General features: G+C 71.4%; 15 protein-coding genes. 4 read left to right on the plus strand and 11 right to left on the minus strand.

Features of this window, described 5'->3' with window-relative positions; all coding sequences use genetic code 11:
* Positions 1 to 275: 275 nt before the first annotated feature.
* From QOL15_RS10425 to otsA, 9 genes are all read right to left on the minus strand, one after another.
* Positions 276 to 656, minus strand: coding sequence for a hypothetical protein (locus QOL15_RS10425; protein ID WP_065963354.1), 381 nt, complete (start codon positions 654 to 656; stop codon positions 276 to 278).
* On the minus strand, positions 653 to 1,096 hold the full coding sequence (locus tag QOL15_RS10430) for a hypothetical protein (RefSeq protein WP_065963349.1): 444 nt from the start codon (positions 1,094 to 1,096) through the stop codon (positions 653 to 655). Before QOL15_RS10430 ends, QOL15_RS10425 begins: the two co-directional genes overlap by 4 nt.
* Before the next feature lie 105 nt (positions 1,097 to 1,201).
* The gene (locus tag QOL15_RS10435) at positions 1,202 to 2,392 is read right to left on the minus strand and encodes a mannitol-1-phosphate 5-dehydrogenase (RefSeq protein ID WP_065963346.1); all 1,191 of its coding nucleotides are present in this window, start codon (positions 2,390 to 2,392) and stop codon (positions 1,202 to 1,204) included.
* A 262-nt stretch (positions 2,393 to 2,654) separates the two neighbouring features.
* Positions 2,655 to 3,680 carry a ketol-acid reductoisomerase gene (gene ilvC, locus QOL15_RS10440; protein ID WP_065963344.1) on the minus strand — a complete coding sequence of 342 codons (1,026 nt, stop codon included), beginning with the start codon at positions 3,678 to 3,680 and terminating at the stop codon, positions 2,655 to 2,657.
* A 127-nt stretch (positions 3,681 to 3,807) separates the two neighbouring features.
* Positions 3,808 to 4,308 carry an acetolactate synthase small subunit gene (ilvN, locus tag QOL15_RS10445; protein WP_065963342.1) on the minus strand — a complete coding sequence of 167 codons (501 nt, stop codon included), beginning with the start codon at positions 4,306 to 4,308 and terminating at the stop codon, positions 3,808 to 3,810.
* Positions 4,305 to 6,125, minus strand: coding sequence for an acetolactate synthase large subunit (locus tag QOL15_RS10450; RefSeq protein ID WP_065963338.1), 1,821 nt, complete (start codon positions 6,123 to 6,125; stop codon positions 4,305 to 4,307). Before QOL15_RS10450 ends, ilvN begins: the two co-directional genes overlap by 4 nt.
* Positions 6,126 to 6,170: 45 nt before the next feature.
* The gene (gene ilvD / locus QOL15_RS10455) at positions 6,171 to 7,865 is read right to left on the minus strand and encodes a dihydroxy-acid dehydratase (protein WP_071247021.1); all 1,695 of its coding nucleotides are present in this window, start codon (positions 7,863 to 7,865) and stop codon (positions 6,171 to 6,173) included.
* Between the two features lie 74 nt (positions 7,866 to 7,939).
* Positions 7,940 to 8,782, minus strand: a complete 843-nt coding sequence (otsB, locus tag QOL15_RS10460; protein WP_083393967.1) for a trehalose-phosphatase — start codon at positions 8,780 to 8,782, stop codon at positions 7,940 to 7,942.
* On the minus strand, positions 8,775 to 10,361 hold the full coding sequence (gene otsA / locus QOL15_RS10465) for an alpha,alpha-trehalose-phosphate synthase (UDP-forming) (protein WP_065963332.1): 1,587 nt from the start codon (positions 10,359 to 10,361) through the stop codon (positions 8,775 to 8,777). The genes otsB and otsA overlap by 8 nt, the downstream gene beginning before the upstream one ends.
* Before the next feature lie 120 nt (positions 10,362 to 10,481).
* Here otsA and QOL15_RS10470 point away from each other — a divergent pair, with 120 nt between their 5' ends.
* Positions 10,482 to 11,456 (plus strand): magnesium transporter CorA family protein, encoded by a 975-nt coding sequence (locus tag QOL15_RS10470; protein WP_065963330.1) that lies wholly within the window; start codon positions 10,482 to 10,484, stop codon positions 11,454 to 11,456.
* 69 nt (positions 11,457 to 11,525) lie between these two features.
* Here QOL15_RS10470 and QOL15_RS10475 read toward each other — a convergent pair whose 3' ends face one another.
* Entirely contained in the window at positions 11,526 to 12,677 is a 1,152-nt protein-coding gene (locus tag QOL15_RS10475; protein WP_065963329.1) for an SLC13 family permease, read from the minus strand.
* A gap of 116 nt (positions 12,678 to 12,793) precedes the next feature.
* Between QOL15_RS10475 and QOL15_RS10480 the strand changes: the two genes are divergently transcribed.
* The gene (locus QOL15_RS10480) at positions 12,794 to 12,985 is read left to right on the plus strand and encodes a hypothetical protein (protein ID WP_065963327.1); all 192 of its coding nucleotides are present in this window, start codon (positions 12,794 to 12,796) and stop codon (positions 12,983 to 12,985) included.
* A 103-nt stretch (positions 12,986 to 13,088) separates the two neighbouring features.
* Here the strand turns inward: QOL15_RS10480 and QOL15_RS10485 are convergent, their stop codons facing one another.
* Positions 13,089 to 14,294, minus strand: coding sequence for a mechanosensitive ion channel family protein (locus tag QOL15_RS10485; protein ID WP_065963324.1), 1,206 nt, complete (start codon positions 14,292 to 14,294; stop codon positions 13,089 to 13,091).
* 138 nt (positions 14,295 to 14,432) lie between these two features.
* On the opposite strand from QOL15_RS10485, the gene QOL15_RS10490 reads away from it, so the two are divergent.
* Positions 14,433 to 15,968, plus strand: a complete 1,536-nt coding sequence (locus tag QOL15_RS10490) for an amino acid permease (RefSeq protein ID WP_065963323.1) — start codon at positions 14,433 to 14,435, stop codon at positions 15,966 to 15,968.
* A 97-nt stretch (positions 15,969 to 16,065) separates the two neighbouring features.
* Complete coding sequence (locus QOL15_RS10495) at positions 16,066 to 16,371, plus strand: hypothetical protein (RefSeq protein WP_071247019.1); 306 nt, start codon at positions 16,066 to 16,068, stop codon at positions 16,369 to 16,371.
* Positions 16,372 to 16,404 lie beyond the last annotated feature (33 nt).

Raw genomic sequence — 16,404 nt, forward strand, 5'->3', positions numbered from 1 at the left:
CAGTTCCTCACACGAGACGGGCGGTGTCCGACCATCGTACTGACGCGCGACCGGTCGTTACGACCGGTCCGACGCGGTGGTCGCGACCACGGTCGACGACCGGTCCGACGCGGTGGTCGCGACCACGGTCGACGACCGGTCCGACGCGGTGGTCGCGACCGCGTTCGGACGGGAGGCGCGGTGCGGGCCCGCACCGCGCCTCCCGTCCGCCGGTCCCCCACCCGGGCGCGGGGCGCACCGCCGGGCCGGTGACGCGACGGGGCCGCGCGACCGCGTCAGAAGTCGAGCAGGCGCGGCACGAAGAGCTGCAGGTCCAACCAGAGCGCGCCGGCTGCGGCGAACGCGAGCAGGAACACCCCGACGGTCACGGCGAGGCGCGTGCGCCGCGTGATCCACAGCGCGACCGCGAACGCGAGGGGCGCGATGAGGATGTCGAGCACCAGCCAGACCCAGGGCGTGCTCCGCGCGAGCGAGTCACCCCCGGACGTCGAACCGAGGAAGGCGTTGAAGGCGCGGACCGACTGCGACACCGTCAGCAGGTTGCCGACGCTCTGCACCGTCATGTAGGCGAACAGCGCGCCGAACACGATCCACACGACGAGCCGACCGGCCAGCGGGGCCGGGCTGCGGCGGGTCGTCGGCGTGGCGGCGGTCACCCGAAGCTCCGCGTCATGAGGAACGGCCACGGGAACAGCACCGCGGCACCGAGGAGCATCCACAGCAGGCGCGTGCGGGTGCGACGTCCGCGTGCTGCCCAGAGCACGACCGTGAACCAGAGCGCGGGGGCGACGATCGACAGGAAGCGCAGCACGTCGACGAACACCGTCAGCACGGTGTCGACGTCGGCGACGTACGCGGTCGACGCCGTGAGCAGCCACGCCACGGTGTAGAGCAGGTAGAGACCGCCGAAGACACCGAACCCGACGAGGGAGCCGGACGTCTCGGGGGTCTCCGGGTCACGGGCGCCGCGGTCGGCGACGGCGACCGGGTTGTGGGCCGCGTCGACGTGGGTCGCGTCGTCGGCGTCACCCCAGCTGAGGGCGGCGTCGTCGTCGTGGTCGACCGAGCCGTCGGGCGGGGATGCTGCCGTCGTCATGGTCCGATCCTACGAGCCGTGGACACCGGACGCCGAACCGAGGGCGTCACGGCCGAGCGACGGACACCCGCGGCACCGCGTACCGGTGCGGGGTGGGACCGGCCGTCAGACGTCGGCGGGCTGGGTCTCGAGCACCTCGGCGACGACCTCGCGCACGGCCGGGAACAGCGGGTGGCTCTCGACCAGGCCCGTGAGGATCTCGGTGAGCGCGTGCGCGGTCGCACCGGAGCGCAGCAGGGCGTGCAGCTCGATCGACTCGGGGTCGGCCTCGTCGTCGAACGCGAGGGCGACCCGCACGGCGCCGAGCAGGTGGTCGACGGGCAGGCCGCGCTCGGCGAGCTGCGACGCGGGGCCGACGAAGCGCTCGCGACGGCCGAGCTTGCGCAGCGGGTTCCGTCCGACGCGCGCCGTGGTGTCCGGCAGGTGCGGGTTCGCGATGCGGGACAGGTTCGCCGCGACGTACCGGGCGTGGTCCGCCGGGTCGAAGCCGTGCTTCGCGATGAGCAGCGCGGTGGTCTCGGCGAGGACGCCGTCGACCTCCGCGCGGACCTCGCGGTCCTCGAGTGCCTCGCGGATGAGGCGGATCCCGCGCACGAAGCCGTGGTAGGCCGCGGTCGCGTGGGCGGTGTTGACCGTGTAGAGCTTGCGCTCGACGAAGGGCTGCAGGTCGTCGACCCAGGTCACGCCGTCGATCACCGGGTGGTCGACGGAGGACTCGGCGAACGGCGTGCGCTCGATGACCCACTCGTAGAAGGGCTCGAGGACGACGTCGAGGCCGCCGGACTGGCCGAGCACCCCGGACTGGTCCGGCACGATGCGGTCGATCGCGCAGTTCGCGAAGACCGCTGCGACGTCCCGGTCCTCGAGGATCGGGGCGCGGCGGATGCTCGCGTGCAGCGAGTCGGTGGCGTTGAACGCGTTCTCGCACGCCACGACCGTCACCTCGCCGAGGTCGGCCGGACGGGCGGCCAGGCCCTCGGCGATGATCGGCGCGACGAGCGGCAGCGTGCGCGCTCCGACCGCGGTGGTGACGACGTCGGCGTGGGCGATGGCCTGCACGACGCGCTCACGGTCGGTCTTGCTGCTCAGCGCGTGGAAGCCGTGCACGAGGTGCTCGACGGGCATCTCGCCGACCTCGTGGACGACGAAGCGCCGGGACTCCTCGAGGGCCCGCACGACGCGGTCGTCGACGTCGACGAAGGTGAGCTCGTAGCCGCTCGCGACCAGGAACTGGCCCACGAATCCCCGCCCGATCTTGCCGGCGCCGATGTGGACCGCTCGCTTCGTCACCGCCATCCGACGATCCTCGCACGTCGGAGCACCCGGTCGTGACCACTCCTCGTCATGACCGCGGACGGCGACTGGGTGGGTGCGGAGCGGCGTGCGGACGGTCGTCCGGCTCCACCGACGGGGCGGGTCGCGGCTCGTCCGGGTTCACCGGAGGGACGCCGGTCGCGGGCGCTGGGACTGGGTGCGTACTGGTGCATGGGGTTCGGGTCACATCGCGAGGCGGCGGTGCGATCGCACCGCCGCCTCGTCGTCGAGTGGTCTCCGCAGACTACCGCGCGGCCGAGCCGTCCACGTAGTCGGCGTCGGCCGACTTCCAGGCGAACAGCGACCGCAGCTCGCGACCCGTCGCCTCGATCGGGTGGTTCTCGCCCTTCTCGCGCAGCGCGGTGAACTCCGGCGCACCGGCGTCCTGGTCGGCGATGAAGCGCTTCGCGAAGGTGCCGTCCTGGATGTCCGCGAGGACGGCCTTCATGTTCTCCTTGACCTCGGGCGAGATCACGCGCGGGCCGGAGACGTAGTCACCGAACTCGGCCGTGTCGGAGATCGACCAGCGCTGCTTGGTGAGGCCACCCTCCCAGATGAGGTCGACGATGAGCTTGAGCTCGTGCAGGACCTCGAAGTACGCGATCTGCGGCTGGTAGCCCGCCTCGGTCAGGGTCTCGAAGCCGTACTGGATGAGCTGCGAGGTGCCACCGCACAGGACGGCCTGCTCGCCGAACAGGTCGGTCTCGGTCTCCTCGGTGAAGGTCGTCTTGATGCCGCCGGCGCGGAGACCGCCGATGGCCTTGGAGTACGACCACGCGAGGTCCCAGGCGGAACCGGACGCGTCGACCTCCACCGCGACGATCACGGGGACGCCACGGCCGGCCTCGTACTCGCGGCGCACGGTGTGACCAGGGCCCTTCGGCGCGACGAGCGACACGTCGACGCCCTCGGGCGCCTCGATGTAGCCGTAGCGGATGTTGAAGCCGTGGCCGAAGACGAGCGTGGCGCCCGGCTTCAGGTTGGGCTCGATGTCCTCGCGGTAGACGATGCGCTGGACCTGGTCCGGAGCGAGGATGACGACGACGTCCGCCCACTTCGTGACCTCGGCCGGGGTCTGCACCTCGAAGCCGGCCTCCTCGGCCTTCTGGCGGCTCTTCGAGCCCTCCTTGAGGCCGATCTTGACCTCGACGCCCGAGTCGCGGAGGTTGAGGGCGTGGGCGTGGCCCTGCGAGCCGTAGCCGATGACGGCGACCTTCTTGCCCTGGATGAGCGTCAGGTCGGCGTCGGCGTCGTACACGATGTCAGTCACGAGGGTGTGTCTCCTTGGTTCTGGTGGTCTGGAGGGCGGGAGGCGGATCGGTGCCGGTGGTCCGGCGGACCGTCGGCGGCCTGCCGGGGGCGGGCCGCGCCTCCCGTCCGGGTGTCGGGGAGCGCGCTCAGCGCACGCGGTCGGTGATGCTCTTCGGGCCGCGGCCCATGCCGAGCAGGCCCGCCCGGGCGAGTTCCTTGATGCCGTAGGGCTCGAGCACCCGCAGGATCGCCTGGATCTTGCCGGGGTCGCCCGTCACCTCGACCACGAGCGAGTCGGTCGCCACGTCGACGACCTGCGCGCGGAAGAGCGAGACGGCCTCGAGCACGGCGGACCGCGTCTGGTTGTCGACGCGGACCTTGACGAGCATGTGCTCGCGCTGCACCGACTGGGAGTAGTCGAGCTCCACGATCTTGATGACGTTGACGAGCTTGTTGAGCTGCTTCGTCACCTGTTCGAGCGGGAGGTCCTCCACGTCGACGACCACCGTGATGCGGCTCAGGCCGGCGACCTCGGTGTTGCCCACCGCGAGCGACTCGATGTTGAAGCCGCGGCGGGCGAACAGTCCGGCGACGCGCGTCAGCAGACCCGGCTTGTCCTCGACGAGCAGGGAGAGGACGTGGCTCATGCGGGGTCTCCGGTCATGTCGGCGTCCTCGACGTCCCAGCTGGGCGCGTGGTCGCGGGCGTACTGGATCGAGGAGTTGCCGACGCCCTGCGGGACCATCGGCCACACCATCGAGTCGCGGCTGACGACGAAGTCGATGACGACCGGGCGGTCGTTCGTCTCGAGCGCCAGCCTGATCGCGTCGTCGACCTGGTCGGCCGACTCGACGCGGATGCCGAGCGCACCGTAGGCGTCGGCGAGCTTCACGAAGTCCGGGACCCGGCGCGACTGGTGGCCGGTCTCGAGGTCGGTGAACGAGTGGCGGCCGTCGTAGAACAGCGTCTGCCACTGCCGCACCATGCCGAGCGACGAGTTGTTGATGATCGCGACCTTGATCGGGATGTCGTTGATGACGCAGGTCGCGAGCTCCTGGTTCGTCATCTGGAAGCAGCCGTCGCCGTCGATCGCCCACACCACGCGGTCGGGTTGGGCGACCTTCGCACCCATCGCCGCCGGGACGGAGTAGCCCATCGTGCCCGCGCCGCCCGAGTTGAGCCACGCGTTCGGCCGCTCGTACTTGATGAACTGCGCGGACCACATCTGGTGCTGCCCGACGCCCGAGGCGTACACGGCCTCGGGTCCGGTCAGCTCGCCGATGCGACGGATGATCGCCTGCGGGGCGAGCAGCCCGTCGGTCGGCTCGACGTAGCCGAGCGGGAAGTCCTGCTTGAGCCGGTCGAGCTTCGCCCACCACGCGCTCGTGTCGGCACGGTCCGCGGCGACCTCGTTCCAGGCCTCGAGCAGGTCGACGAGGACCTCGCGGGCGTCGCCGACGATCGGGACGTCGGCGAACCGGATCTTCGAGATCTCCGCCGGGTCGATGTCGACGTGCACGACCTTGGCGTCCGGCGCGAACTCGTCCGCCTTGCCGGTGACGCGGTCGTCGAAGCGGGCGCCGAGGGCGATGAGCAGGTCGCTGTCCTGCAGGCCGAGCACCGCGGGCACGGTGCCGTGCATGCCGGGCATGCCGAGGTGCTGCGGGTGCGAGTCAGGGAACGCCCCGCGGGCCATCAGCGTCGTCACCACGGGGGTGTTCGTCGCCTCGGCGAAGCGCAGCAGCTCGGCGGTCGCACCGGAGCGGATCACACCGCCGCCGACGTACAGCACCGGGCGTTCGGCCGCGGCGAGGAGCTGGGCGGCCGCCGTGATCTGCTTGCCGTGCGCCTTCGTGACCGGGCGGTACCCGGGCAGGTCGACCTTGGGCGGCCAGACGTACGGCGCGGACTTCTGCTGCGCGTCCTTCGTGATGTCGACGAGCACCGGGCCCGGGCGTCCGGTCGTCGCGATCTGGTGCGCGGCGGCCAGGGTCGCCGGGATGTCGGCGGGGTCGGTCACGAGGAACGAGTGCTTCGTGATCGGCATCGTGATGCCCACGATGTCGGCCTCCTGGAAGGCGTCCGTGCCCATCAGGGTCGAGAACACCTGCCCGGTGATCGCGATGAACGGCACCGAGTCCATGTAGGCGTCGGCGATCGCGGTGACGAGGTTCGTCGCCCCGGGACCGGAGGTGGCGATGGCGACGCCGACCTTGCCGGACGCCGACGCGTAGCCCTCGGCCGCGTGGCCGGCGCCCTGCTCGTGCCGGACGAGGATGTGCCGGATCGTGGTCGACGCCATGAGCTCGTCGTAGAACGGGATGATCGCGCCGCCGGGCAGGCCGAAGACGTCGGTGATCCCGAGGTGCTCGAGCGTCCGGAGGACGGCTCCCGAACCGGTCAGGGTCTCGGGCGACCGGCGGGTGCCGGCGGCCGCGGACAACGGTGTTGCTTCCGTGGGCATGAGGTGGTCCTTGCCTGGAGGGATGGCGGTTCGAACGTGTCGACGCTAGCCCGTGACCGCGCCCTTGGCGGCGGACTGGACGAGCTTCGCGAACTTCGCGAGGACTCCGCGGGTGTAGCGCGGGGGCAGCGGGGCCCAGCCTGCTCGGCGGGCCTCCAGCTCGGCGTCGTCGACCAGTAGGTCGAGCGAGCGAGCCGCGATGTCGACACGGATGCGGTCGCCATCGCGCACGAACGCCACTGGACCTGCGTCCACGGCCTCCGGTGCGATGTGGCCGATGCACAGGCCGGTTGTGCCGCCTGAGAATCGTCCGTCCGTCAACAGTAGTACATCCTTGCCGAGCCCAGCGCCCTTGATGGCGGCGGTGATCGCGAGCATCTCGCGCATGCCCGGGCCGCCCTTGGGGCCCTCGTAGCGGATGACCACCACGTCGCCCTTCTGGATGCGGCCCTCCGTCAGGGCGTCCATCGCGGCACGCTCGCGGTCGAACACGCGTGCGGGTCCCTCGAACACCGAGGCATCGAAGCCCGCGGTCTTCACGACGGCACCCTCGGGCGCGAACGACCCCTTGAGGATGGTCAGACCACCGGTGGCGTGGATCGGGTTGTCGATCTTGCGGAACACCTCGCCGTCGAGCTCCGGCGGGTCGATCTCGGCGAGGTTCTCGGCGAGGGTCTTGCCGGTGACGGTCATCACGTCGCCGTGCAGCAGGCCGGCCTCGAGCAGCGCCTTCATGATCACGGGGATGCCGCCGTTGCGGTCGACGTCGACCATGACGTACTTGCCGAACGGCTTCATGTCGGCCAGGTGCGGGACCTTCGAGCCGATGCGGTTGAAGTCGTCGAGGGACAGCTCGACCTCGGCCTCGTGCGCGATCGCGAGGAGGTGCAGCACGACGTTGGTCGAGCCTCCCAGTGCCATGGCGACAGCGATGGCGTTCTCGAACGCCTCCTTCGTCAGGATCTGCCGGGCGGTGAGACCGAGGCGGAGCATGTTCACGACGGCCTCGCCCGAGCGGCGCGCGTAGTAGTCGCGGCGACGGTCGGCGCTCGGCGGGGCAGCCGACCCCGGGAGCGACATGCCGAGGGCCTCGGCCACGCTCGCCATGGTGTTCGCGGTGTACATCCCGCCGCAGGCGCCCTCGCCCGGGACGATCGCGCACTCGATCTCCTTGAGCTCGGCCTCGCTCATGGTGCCGGCCTTGCAGGCACCGACGCCTTCGAAGGAGTCGATGATCGTGACCTCCTTGAACGAGCCGTCGGCCTGCTTCACGTAGCCCGGCATGACCGAGCCCGCGTAGAGGAAGACGCTCGCGAGGTCGAGGCGCGCCGCGGCCATGAGCATCCCGGGGAGCGACTTGTCGCAGCCGGCGAGCAGGACGGTGCCGTCCAGGCGCTCCGCGTTGACGACCGTCTCGACGCTGTCGGCGATGACCTCGCGCGAGACGAGCGAGAAGTGCATGCCCTCGTGGCCCATCGAGATGCCGTCCGAGACGGAGATGGTGCCGAACTGCAGCGGGTACCCGCCGCCGGAGTGCACGCCCTCCTTCGCGCCCTGGGCGAGGCGGTCGAGGGAGAGGTTGCAGGGGGTGATCTCGTTCCAGGAGGACGCGATCCCGATCTGCGGCTTGTCCCAGTCGGCGTCGCCCATCCCCACGGCCCGGAGCATGCCACGCGAGGTGGTCGCTTCGATCCCGTCGGTGACGACCCGGCTGCGCGGCTTCACGTCGATGTCAGGCATGCAGTGAGTCTAGGACCGTTTGGGATACCAGCGGGACACCACACCCCACGGACGGGAGGCGCGGCTCGCCGCCGTCAGCGCGTCGCGCGCAGGCGGGCGAGCTGCTTCAGGACGTCGGTCAGCGCGGCCGGGTCGGCCACGCGGTGGCCGGCGACCGAGTCGCCCTCCCCCACCTTGACGCCGACGTCGCCGTCGCGGAGCACCCGGAAGGCGTCCTCGTCGGTCACGTCGTCGCCCGCGAAGAACACGGCGTCGGCGCCACGGAGCTCGCGGAGCCGCTCGATCGCGTCGCCCTTCGTGACGTGCCGCACGGCGAACTCGACGATGTCCTTGCCGCCGCGCTCGAGCACGTCCGGGTCGGCCTCGTGCGCCGCGCGGCTCGCGGCGGCGTTCGCCTCGGCCGCGACGTCGGCCCCCACGCGCCGGGTGTGCACGCCGTGGCCGGCGGGCTTGTGCTCGACGACGACCCCGGGGAAGCGCTCTCCCACCGCGTCGAGCGCGGCGCCGACCCGGGCGACCCGGGCCTGCTCGTCCTCGGTGAGCGCGGCCTCGGCGTGGCCGTCGACCCGCCACTCGACGCCGTGCGAGCCGACGAGCGCCATCTCCTCCGGGGCGTGCGACACGCGTTCGAGCCCCTCGAGCGGGCGGCCCGAGACGAGCACGACCTCGGTGTCCCGGGCGCGCTGCAGGGTGAGCACGGCCGCCCACGAACCGGGCAGCGCCCCGACCTGGGCGGGGTCGTCGGCGAACGGTGCGAGGGTGCCGTCGAAGTCGAGCGCGACGAGGAGGCGCGGCGCGGCCGCGAGCGTCCCGAGGGCCGACGACAGGGCGGACGGGTCGGTGGAGGGGCCGCTCGACTGCTTGCCGTCGGTCTGCTGGCCGTCGGCCTGCTGACCGCTGGTGGTCTGCTCAGGCACCGTGCGCCTCCCGGGTGTCCTCGGCGGCGCGCGCGGTCTGCGCGTCCTGGTCGAAGATCGACATCGTGTCGGTCTGCGCCTCGCGGTGCACCTCGCGCTCGGCGCCCGACGGGTCGATGCGCGCGGAACGGGGCGCGTGCCGGTCCAGGGCCTCGAGGAACGAACGCGACCAGCGGGCCACGTCGTTGTCGCGGACGCGCTTGCGGAGGGCGCGCATCCGCGTCGAGCGCTCGCGGCGGGGCATCTCGACCGCGCGCTGGATGGCGTCCTTCAGGGCGCCGATGTCGTGCGGGTTGATGATGACCGCCTGCTTCAGCTCGTCGGCAGCACCGGCGAACTCGGACAGGATGAGCACGCCGTCGTTGTCGAACCGGCTCGCGACGTACTCCTTGGCGACGAGGTTCATGCCGTCGCGCAGCGCGGTGACGAGCATGATGTCGGCCGCGAGGTACAGGGCGACCATCTCCTCGCGCGGGTACCCGTGGTGCAGGTACGAGATCGGCTGGTGGCCGATCGTGCCGAGGTCGCCGTTCAGCCGCCCGACGCTCAGCTCGATCTCGTCGCGCAGCGTGCGGTACGTGTCCACCCGCTCGCGGCTCGGGCTCGCGACCTGCACCAGGGTGGCGTCCTCGACGGCGATGCGGCCGTCCTCGACGAGCTCACCGAAGGCCTTGATGCGGTGGCGGATGCCCTTGGTGTAGTCGAGCCGGTCGACGCCGAGCAGCACGGTCTTCGGGTTGCCGAGACCGGCACGGATCTCGCGGGCGCGCTCCTGGACCTCGGGCCGACGGGCGATCTCCTCGAAGCTCTCGGCGTCGATCGAGATCGGGAAGTGGCGCGCCTCGACGTGCCGGACCGTGATGCCCTTGCGGCTGCGGGGCGCATCCGGGTCGTCGACCGGCACGTCGATGGTCGAGCCCTTGGTCGTGTAGCCCTTGATGTGCCGCACGGCGCGGAGGAAGTCGCTCGCGTCGTCGTGGCGCTGGAAGCCGATGACGTCGGCGCCGAGCAGACCGTCGAGGATCTGCGCCCGCCACGGCAGCTGGGCGTAGATGCCGACCGGCGGGAACGGGATGTGGTTGAAGAAGCCGATCGTCAGGTCGGGACGGAGTTCGCGCAGCAGGGCCGGCACGAGCTGCAGCTGGTAGTCCTGCACCCAGACGATGCCGTCCTGCTCGACGATCGCCGCGATCTGCTCCGCGAACCGGGCGTTCACGGTCTTGTACGCGTTCCACCAGTCGCGGTGGTAGCTCGGGTGCTCGATGACGTCGTGGTAGAGCGGCCAGAGCGTGTCGTTGCTGAAGCCCTCGTAGTAGTCCTCGACCTCGCTCGCGCTGAGCGGCACCGGGACGATGTGGATGCCGTCGTTGTCGAACGGGGCGACCTCGACGTCGGGCTGGCCGACCCATCCCACCCAGGCGCCGTCGTTGGCGCGCATCACCGGCTCGAGGGCGGTCACGAGGCCGCCCGGGGAGTGCCGCCACCCCTCGTTGCCGTCCTCGTCGACCACGCGGTCGACGGGCAGACGGTTCGAGGCGACGACGAAGGCGTACCGGTCCTGGTGGGTGGGTGTTGCCATGGGGTGGTGGGGTCTCCGTTCCGCCCGGACGGTGCACCGGGTTCCCCGCCGACGGTACCAGCGCGGGGTCGGCCGGTCCCCCGGCGGGACCGCACCGGTCGGCTGGCTAGGCTCGCGGACATGGTCGCAACACGCGCGTGGCGGAACGGCAGGCCCGCGGAGCGGGACTTCCCGGTGGACGAGGTGTCGGACCTGCTGGGCCGGGACGACGACACCTTCGTGTGGGTGGACCACACCGACCCGGGTCCGGACGACCTGCGGCACGTGGAGGAGGAGCTCGGCATCCACGCCCTGGCCCTCGAGGACGCCCTCGAACCCGGGCAGCGTCCGAAGCTCGACCGGTACCGGGACAGCCTGTTCCTGGTCGTCTACGACGTCGAGGGGCTCGACGCGCAGGGCGACCTCGTCACGCACGAGGTGAAGGCGTTCATCACCCGGCGGGCCCTCGTCACGATGCACGGCCCGGACGTCGACCTCGGCGCGGTCGACCGCCGGCTCGACGCGAACGTCGACGTGTGCGAGCACGGCGTGCCGTGGCTCGTCTGGGGGCTGCTCGACGCGGTCGTCGACCACGCGACGTCGACCGTCGAGGACGTCGAGGCGCGCATCGAGACGCTCGAGGACGACCTCTTCGAGCACGGCGACCCGCGCGAGCAGCAGGTCCAGCGCCGCTCGTTCCGGCTCCGGAAGGCCCTCGGGGTGCTCCGGCGGCAGGTCGTGCCCACGCGGGACAGCGTCGCCTCGTTGCTGCACGGCGACGCCCAGTCGATCGCGGACGGCATCCGCCCGTACTTCCGCGACGTCGAGGACCACCTGGTGACGATCGCCGACTCGGTCGAGCAGCTGCGCGACTCGGTGTCGAGCGTTCTCGACACGAACCTCAACCTGGCGTCGAACCGGCAGAACACGGTCATGAAGAAGGTCACGAGCTGGGCGGCGATCATCGCGATCCCCACCGCGATCACGGGCTTCTTCGGGCAGAACGTGTCGTTCCCCGGCGAGGGGCACTGGAGCGGGCTGGCGGCCTCGGTGTCGCTCATCGTCGCGACGTCGCTCGTGCTCTACCGCGTGTTCAAGACGAAGGACTGGCTCTAGCCGGAAGCTGCCGCCACCACCGGGGCGGCGTCCGTCGCCGCGACGGACGCCGCGGCCGGGCGGGAGCGGCTACAGCTGCAGGGCGAGCACGCCCGCGACGACCGTGAGGGGCGCGACGACGCAGCCGAGCGCCATGTAGCGCCCCCACGACAGGTGCACGCCCTCGCTCGACAGCCGCGCGTGCCAGAGCAGCGTCGCGAGCGAGGCCCACGGCGTGATGAGGCACCCGGCGTTCACGCCGACGAGGAGCGCCGCGTACCGCAGGGCCTCGTGCCCGGCGGCCGGCTCGAGCACGAGGTAGGCGGGCAGGTTGTCGATCGCGTTCGCCGCGACCCCGCCGGCCCCGCCGAGCAGCAGGAGCGACCCGGTGTCGGTCCCGCCCGAGAGCGCCTGCACGATCGGGTCGGTGAGCCCGGTGGCGTGCAGGGTCTCGACGACGACGAACAGCCCGGCGGCGAACACGAGCGTCGCCCACGGCACCCGGGACGGACGGAGCTCCGCGGGGGCGCGGAACGCCGCGACGACGACGAGGGCGGCCGCGGCGGCGAGGGCCGCGATCCACACCGTGACGCCGGCCGTGAGCGCGACGACCAGGGCGACGAGCACGACCGACGCCGACCAGAAGAACACCGGGTCGCTCGGGCGGCGCACCGCGACCGGCGTGTACCGGCCGAACAGCTTGCCGCGGAACACGACGAGGAGCACGGCGCACGGCACGACGACGCCCGCGAGCGCCGCCCACACCATGAGGCCGGCGAACGGGATCGGCCCGTCGAGCCCGATCTTGTCGACCGCGAGCAGGTTCGTGAGGTTCGACACGGGCAGCAGCAGCGACGCCGTGTTCGCGAGCCACACGGTGGTCAGCGCGAAGGGCATCGGCGGCAGGCCCACCCGGCGGGCGAGCGTGATCACGATCGGGGTGAGCAGCACCGCGGTGGTGTCGATGGACAGGAACACCGTGCAGACCACGGCGAGCACGACGACCGCGCCCCAGAGCCCGATGGTGCGGCCGCCACCGACCCGGGCGGCCAGGTCGGCGAGCCGGTCGAAGACGCCGGCGTCGGCCGCGAGCTCGGACACGATCGTCAGGCCGAGCACGAACGCCAGCACCGGGACGACCCGGTCGGCCAGGGTGGCGAGCTCGGACAGGGGCAGCAGCCCGAGCAGGACGCACACCGCCCCGACCGCGAGCAGGACTCCCCCGATGACGGCCTGACGCACGCTGACTCCTCGTTCTCGTCACGGCCAGGTCGACCGGCCGTCGCCGGGCAGGGTGACCGGCGGCGCTCCAATGTACTGGCCGGTAGCGTGGCCGGGACGACCAGGAGGAGGAACCCGTGCGGAAGTTCATGTTCAGCGGTGCGGTGTGGAGTTCGATCATCAGCGGCTACAGCGTCGTGCAGACCACGCGGCAGGGGCCGCGGGACTGGCGCCTGGCGCTCACCTGGATCGCGTGGCTCTCCACGACGATCGTGGCGCTCGGCACGGTCGTCGAGGACGACCGCGCGGTGAAGGCGCGCCAGAAGTAGCGACGCGGCCCGCGGTCACCGACGTGACCGCGGACGGACGGGAGGCGCGGTGCCGGCTGGCACCGCGCCTCCCGTCCGTCGTGCGGTGGGTCGCGGCGGCCGGTCAGCGCTCCTGCGGGCGCGGGTGCGCGGTCGGGGCGTCCGGCACCTGGTCGGGGCGGATGCCGGAGGTCTGGATCGGTCCGGTGAAGAGCGCGGAGCGCTCGTCGCCCTCGCGGAACAGCGAGGCGTCCTGCTCGTCGGTGCGGGGACGCCGCTTGCCGACCGACTCGTGGCCCTGCGTCACCTGCACGCGCTGGCGCGGCAGGGCGTCCGGGTGCTCGCGCTGCAGCCACTCGACCATCTCCTCGCGCACGTAGCAGCGGAGGTCGAACAGGCCCCCCGCGTCCGGGGCGCTGACGAGGATGCGCACGCGCACCAGTCCGCCGACGGCCTCGGTGACCTGCAGGACCTTCGTGCGGCCGTCCCAGATCGTCGAGGTGGCGAGGATGCGGTCGAGCTCGGTGCGCATCTCGGTGGGGCTGATCCGCCAGTCCAGGTCGAACTCGACCGCGCCGAGCAGTTCACTGCCCGTGCGCGTCCAGTTCTCGAACGGCGTGCTCGTGAAGTACGTCGACGGCAGGACGAAGCGACGGTCATCCCAGAGGTGCACCACCACGTAGGTGAGGGTGATCTCCTCGATCCGCCCCCACTGCTGCTCGACGACCACGACGTCGTCGACGCGGATGGAACCCGAGAAGGCGAGCTGCATGCCGGCGAACACGTTCCCGAGCGTCGACTGCGCCGCGAGCCCGGCCACGACCGAGATGAGCCCGGCCGAGGCGAGCACGCTCGCGCCGGCCGCCTCGACGCCCGGGAAGGTGAGCAGGATCGCGCCGACCGCGATGATCACGAGCACGGCCACCGTGAGCCGACGGATGATGAGGACCTGCGTGCGGATGCGTCGGGCCACCCGGTTGTCGGGCACGTCGACGCGGTAGCGGTGCAGGCCGAGGTCCTCGAGGAAGATCGCGACCTCGCACGCCAGCCAGCACCCGACCGCGATCGTGGCGATGAGGAACGCGTGCGAGACCTCGTCCCGCCACGGGTACTGCTCCGCGTCGTGCGGGATCGTCGCCGCGAACGCCGCCCAGAGGAGTGCGACCAGGAGCACGGTCCGGAAGGGGTGCTTCGTCCGGCGGGAGAGCACGGCGGCCCAACGTTCCCGGCGGGCGATCGTGCGGAGCACCAGGTGCAGGACGAGCGCCGCGGCGGCCGTGACGAGCAGGGCGAACCCGATCGCGACGAGGAGTCGGAGGAGGATGTCCATCCCTCCATCGTGGCGGTCGCGCCCTGACCGTGTTCGCCGGTCGGAGCGGCGACCCCGACGCGGCACGACAACCTGTCGGAGCGTACAGGCATCGTGGCCGTGCCGCCCCGGTGCCGCCGCCGATGTAGGTTGGCGCGCATGACAGCGCAGAACGACACGGGTGTCTCGAAGCCCGCGAACGACTTCTCGCACGAGCAGGAGGGCTTCCAGCACGGTCTGAAGCCCCGGCAACTGCAGATGATCGCGATCGGCGGGGCCATCGGCACCGGACTCTTCCTCGGCGCGGGCGGCCGCCTGCACACCGCCGGACCGGCGTTGGCGGTGACGTACCTGATCGCGGGCATCTTCGCCTTCTTCATCCTGCGGGCGCTCGGCGAGCTCGTGCTGCACCGCCCGTCCTCGGGGTCGTTCATCTCCTACGCCCGCGAGTTCTACGGCGAGAAGTTCGCGTACGCCGCCGGGTGGATGTACTTCCTCAACTGGGCGATGACCTCGATCGTGGACACCACGGCGGTCGCGCTCTACCTGCAGTACTGGAAGGCGTTCACCGCCGCGCCGCAGTGGCTCCTCGCGCTCATCGCGCTCGTGGTGGTCCTCGCCGCGAACATGGTCGCCGTCAAGGTCTTCGGTGAACTCGAGTTCTGGTTCGCCCTCATCAAGGTCGCGGCGCTCGTCGCCTTCCTCGTCATCGCGCTCGTGTGGCTCGTCTTCGCCTTCCCGGTGGAGACCGGCGGCGAGGCGGTCCGCACCGGCTTCTCGATCTGGCAGGACAACGGCGGCCTCATCCCGAACGGCGTGCTGCCCGCCGTGCTCGTCGTGCAGGGCGTCGTGTTCGCCTACGCCGCGATCGAGCTCGTCGGCACGGCCTCCGGCGAGACGCAGGACACCGAGAAGGTCATCCCGCGCGCCATCAACTCGGTCGTCTTCCGCATCGCGGTCTTCTACGTCGGCTCGGTCGTGCTGCTGTCGCTGCTGCTGCCGTACACGTCGTACAAGGAGGGCGTGAGCCCCTTCGTGACGTTCTTCTCGTCGCTCGGCAACCCGCAGGTCGGGGTGGTCGCCGGCTCCATCATGAACTTCGTGGTGCTCACCGCGGCGCTGTCGTCGCTCAACGCCGGCCTGTACTCGACCGGCCGCGCGCTGCACTCGATGGGCATGAACGGTTCCGCGCCGAAGTGGACCACGAAGATGTCGAAGGGCGGCGTCCCCTACGCCGGCATCCTGCTCACCGCCGCGTTCACCGTCGCGGGTGTCGCGCTCAACTACTTCGTCCCGTCGCAGGCGTTCGAGATCGCGCTCAACGTCGCGAGCCTCGGGATCATCACCGCGTGGGGCACGATCATCCTCTGCCAGATGCGCCTGCGGCAGTGGGCGAAGCAGGGCCTGGCGAAGGAACCGAGCTTCAAGCTGCCCGGTGCCCCGGTGACGTCGTGGCTGACGCTCGCGTTCCTCGTGTCCGTCGTCGTGCTCATGGCGATCGACTGGCCGGTGGGCACCTACACGATCGCCTCGCTCGTCGTCATCATCCCGCTGCTCGTCGTCGGCTGGTTCCTGCAGCGCGACCGGATCCTGCGCATCGCCGCCCTGCGTGAGGGTGTCACCGGGCCGTACCCGATCACCGGTCGGGACCCCGCGAACCAGGTCCGACGCGACGGACGGTCCGGCAAGGACTGACCGCCGCGCGACGCGGACACCGTCCTCGTCGTCCGGACAACGCTCTCGTCCCCGGTGGGGATGGCACGGGTCCGGCACACGCCGCTACGATCGGCGCGTGCCGGACCCTTCTGTCTCCCCCACGCTCGACCTGCAGCTCAGCTGGCGGGCCACCACCGGACGGCTCCGGTTCTACGACCACACGGTGCACGCCGAGACGAGCTTCGAGCGCGACGCACCCACGCAGGTCCCGATGGACGAGGTGTACGGCTGGCGCATCGAGCCGTGCGACTTCGACGCGGTGTGCGTCGAATTCGTGACCGCGCGTGACACCTACCGGGTGCTGCTCGACACCCGGGACGAACGGGTCGCGCGACTGGCGCTCGAACGGGTCCTCGGGGCGTCGCTGCCGTCCGAGGGCTGAGGCGCCGCCGCCGGGGCCGCCGGGCAGCGCCGC

The organism is Curtobacterium sp. MCBA15_012 (assembly GCF_001864935.2).
Lineage (GTDB): Bacteria > Actinomycetota > Actinomycetes > Actinomycetales > Microbacteriaceae > Curtobacterium.

Coding starts and splice junctions, on each gene's coding strand:
- QOL15_RS10430 (WP_065963349.1), bottom strand. CDS start 1,096: ATGACGACGGCAGCATCCCCGCCCGACGGCTCGGTCGACCACGACGAC.
- QOL15_RS10435 (WP_065963346.1), bottom strand. CDS start 2,392: ATGGCGGTGACGAAGCGAGCGGTCCACATCGGCGCCGGCAAGATCGGG.
- ilvN (WP_065963342.1), bottom strand. CDS start 4,308: ATGAGCCACGTCCTCTCCCTGCTCGTCGAGGACAAGCCGGGTCTGCTG.
- QOL15_RS10450 (WP_065963338.1), bottom strand. CDS start 6,125: ATGCCCACGGAAGCAACACCGTTGTCCGCGGCCGCCGGCACCCGCCGG.
- ilvD (WP_071247021.1), bottom strand. CDS start 7,865: ATGCCTGACATCGACGTGAAGCCGCGCAGCCGGGTCGTCACCGACGGG.
- otsA (WP_065963332.1), bottom strand. CDS start 10,361: ATGGCAACACCCACCCACCAGGACCGGTACGCCTTCGTCGTCGCCTCG.
- QOL15_RS10470 (WP_065963330.1), top strand. CDS start 10,482: ATGGTCGCAACACGCGCGTGGCGGAACGGCAGGCCCGCGGAGCGGGAC.
- QOL15_RS10485 (WP_065963324.1), bottom strand. CDS start 14,294: ATGGACATCCTCCTCCGACTCCTCGTCGCGATCGGGTTCGCCCTGCTC.
- QOL15_RS10490 (WP_065963323.1), top strand. CDS start 14,433: ATGACAGCGCAGAACGACACGGGTGTCTCGAAGCCCGCGAACGACTTC.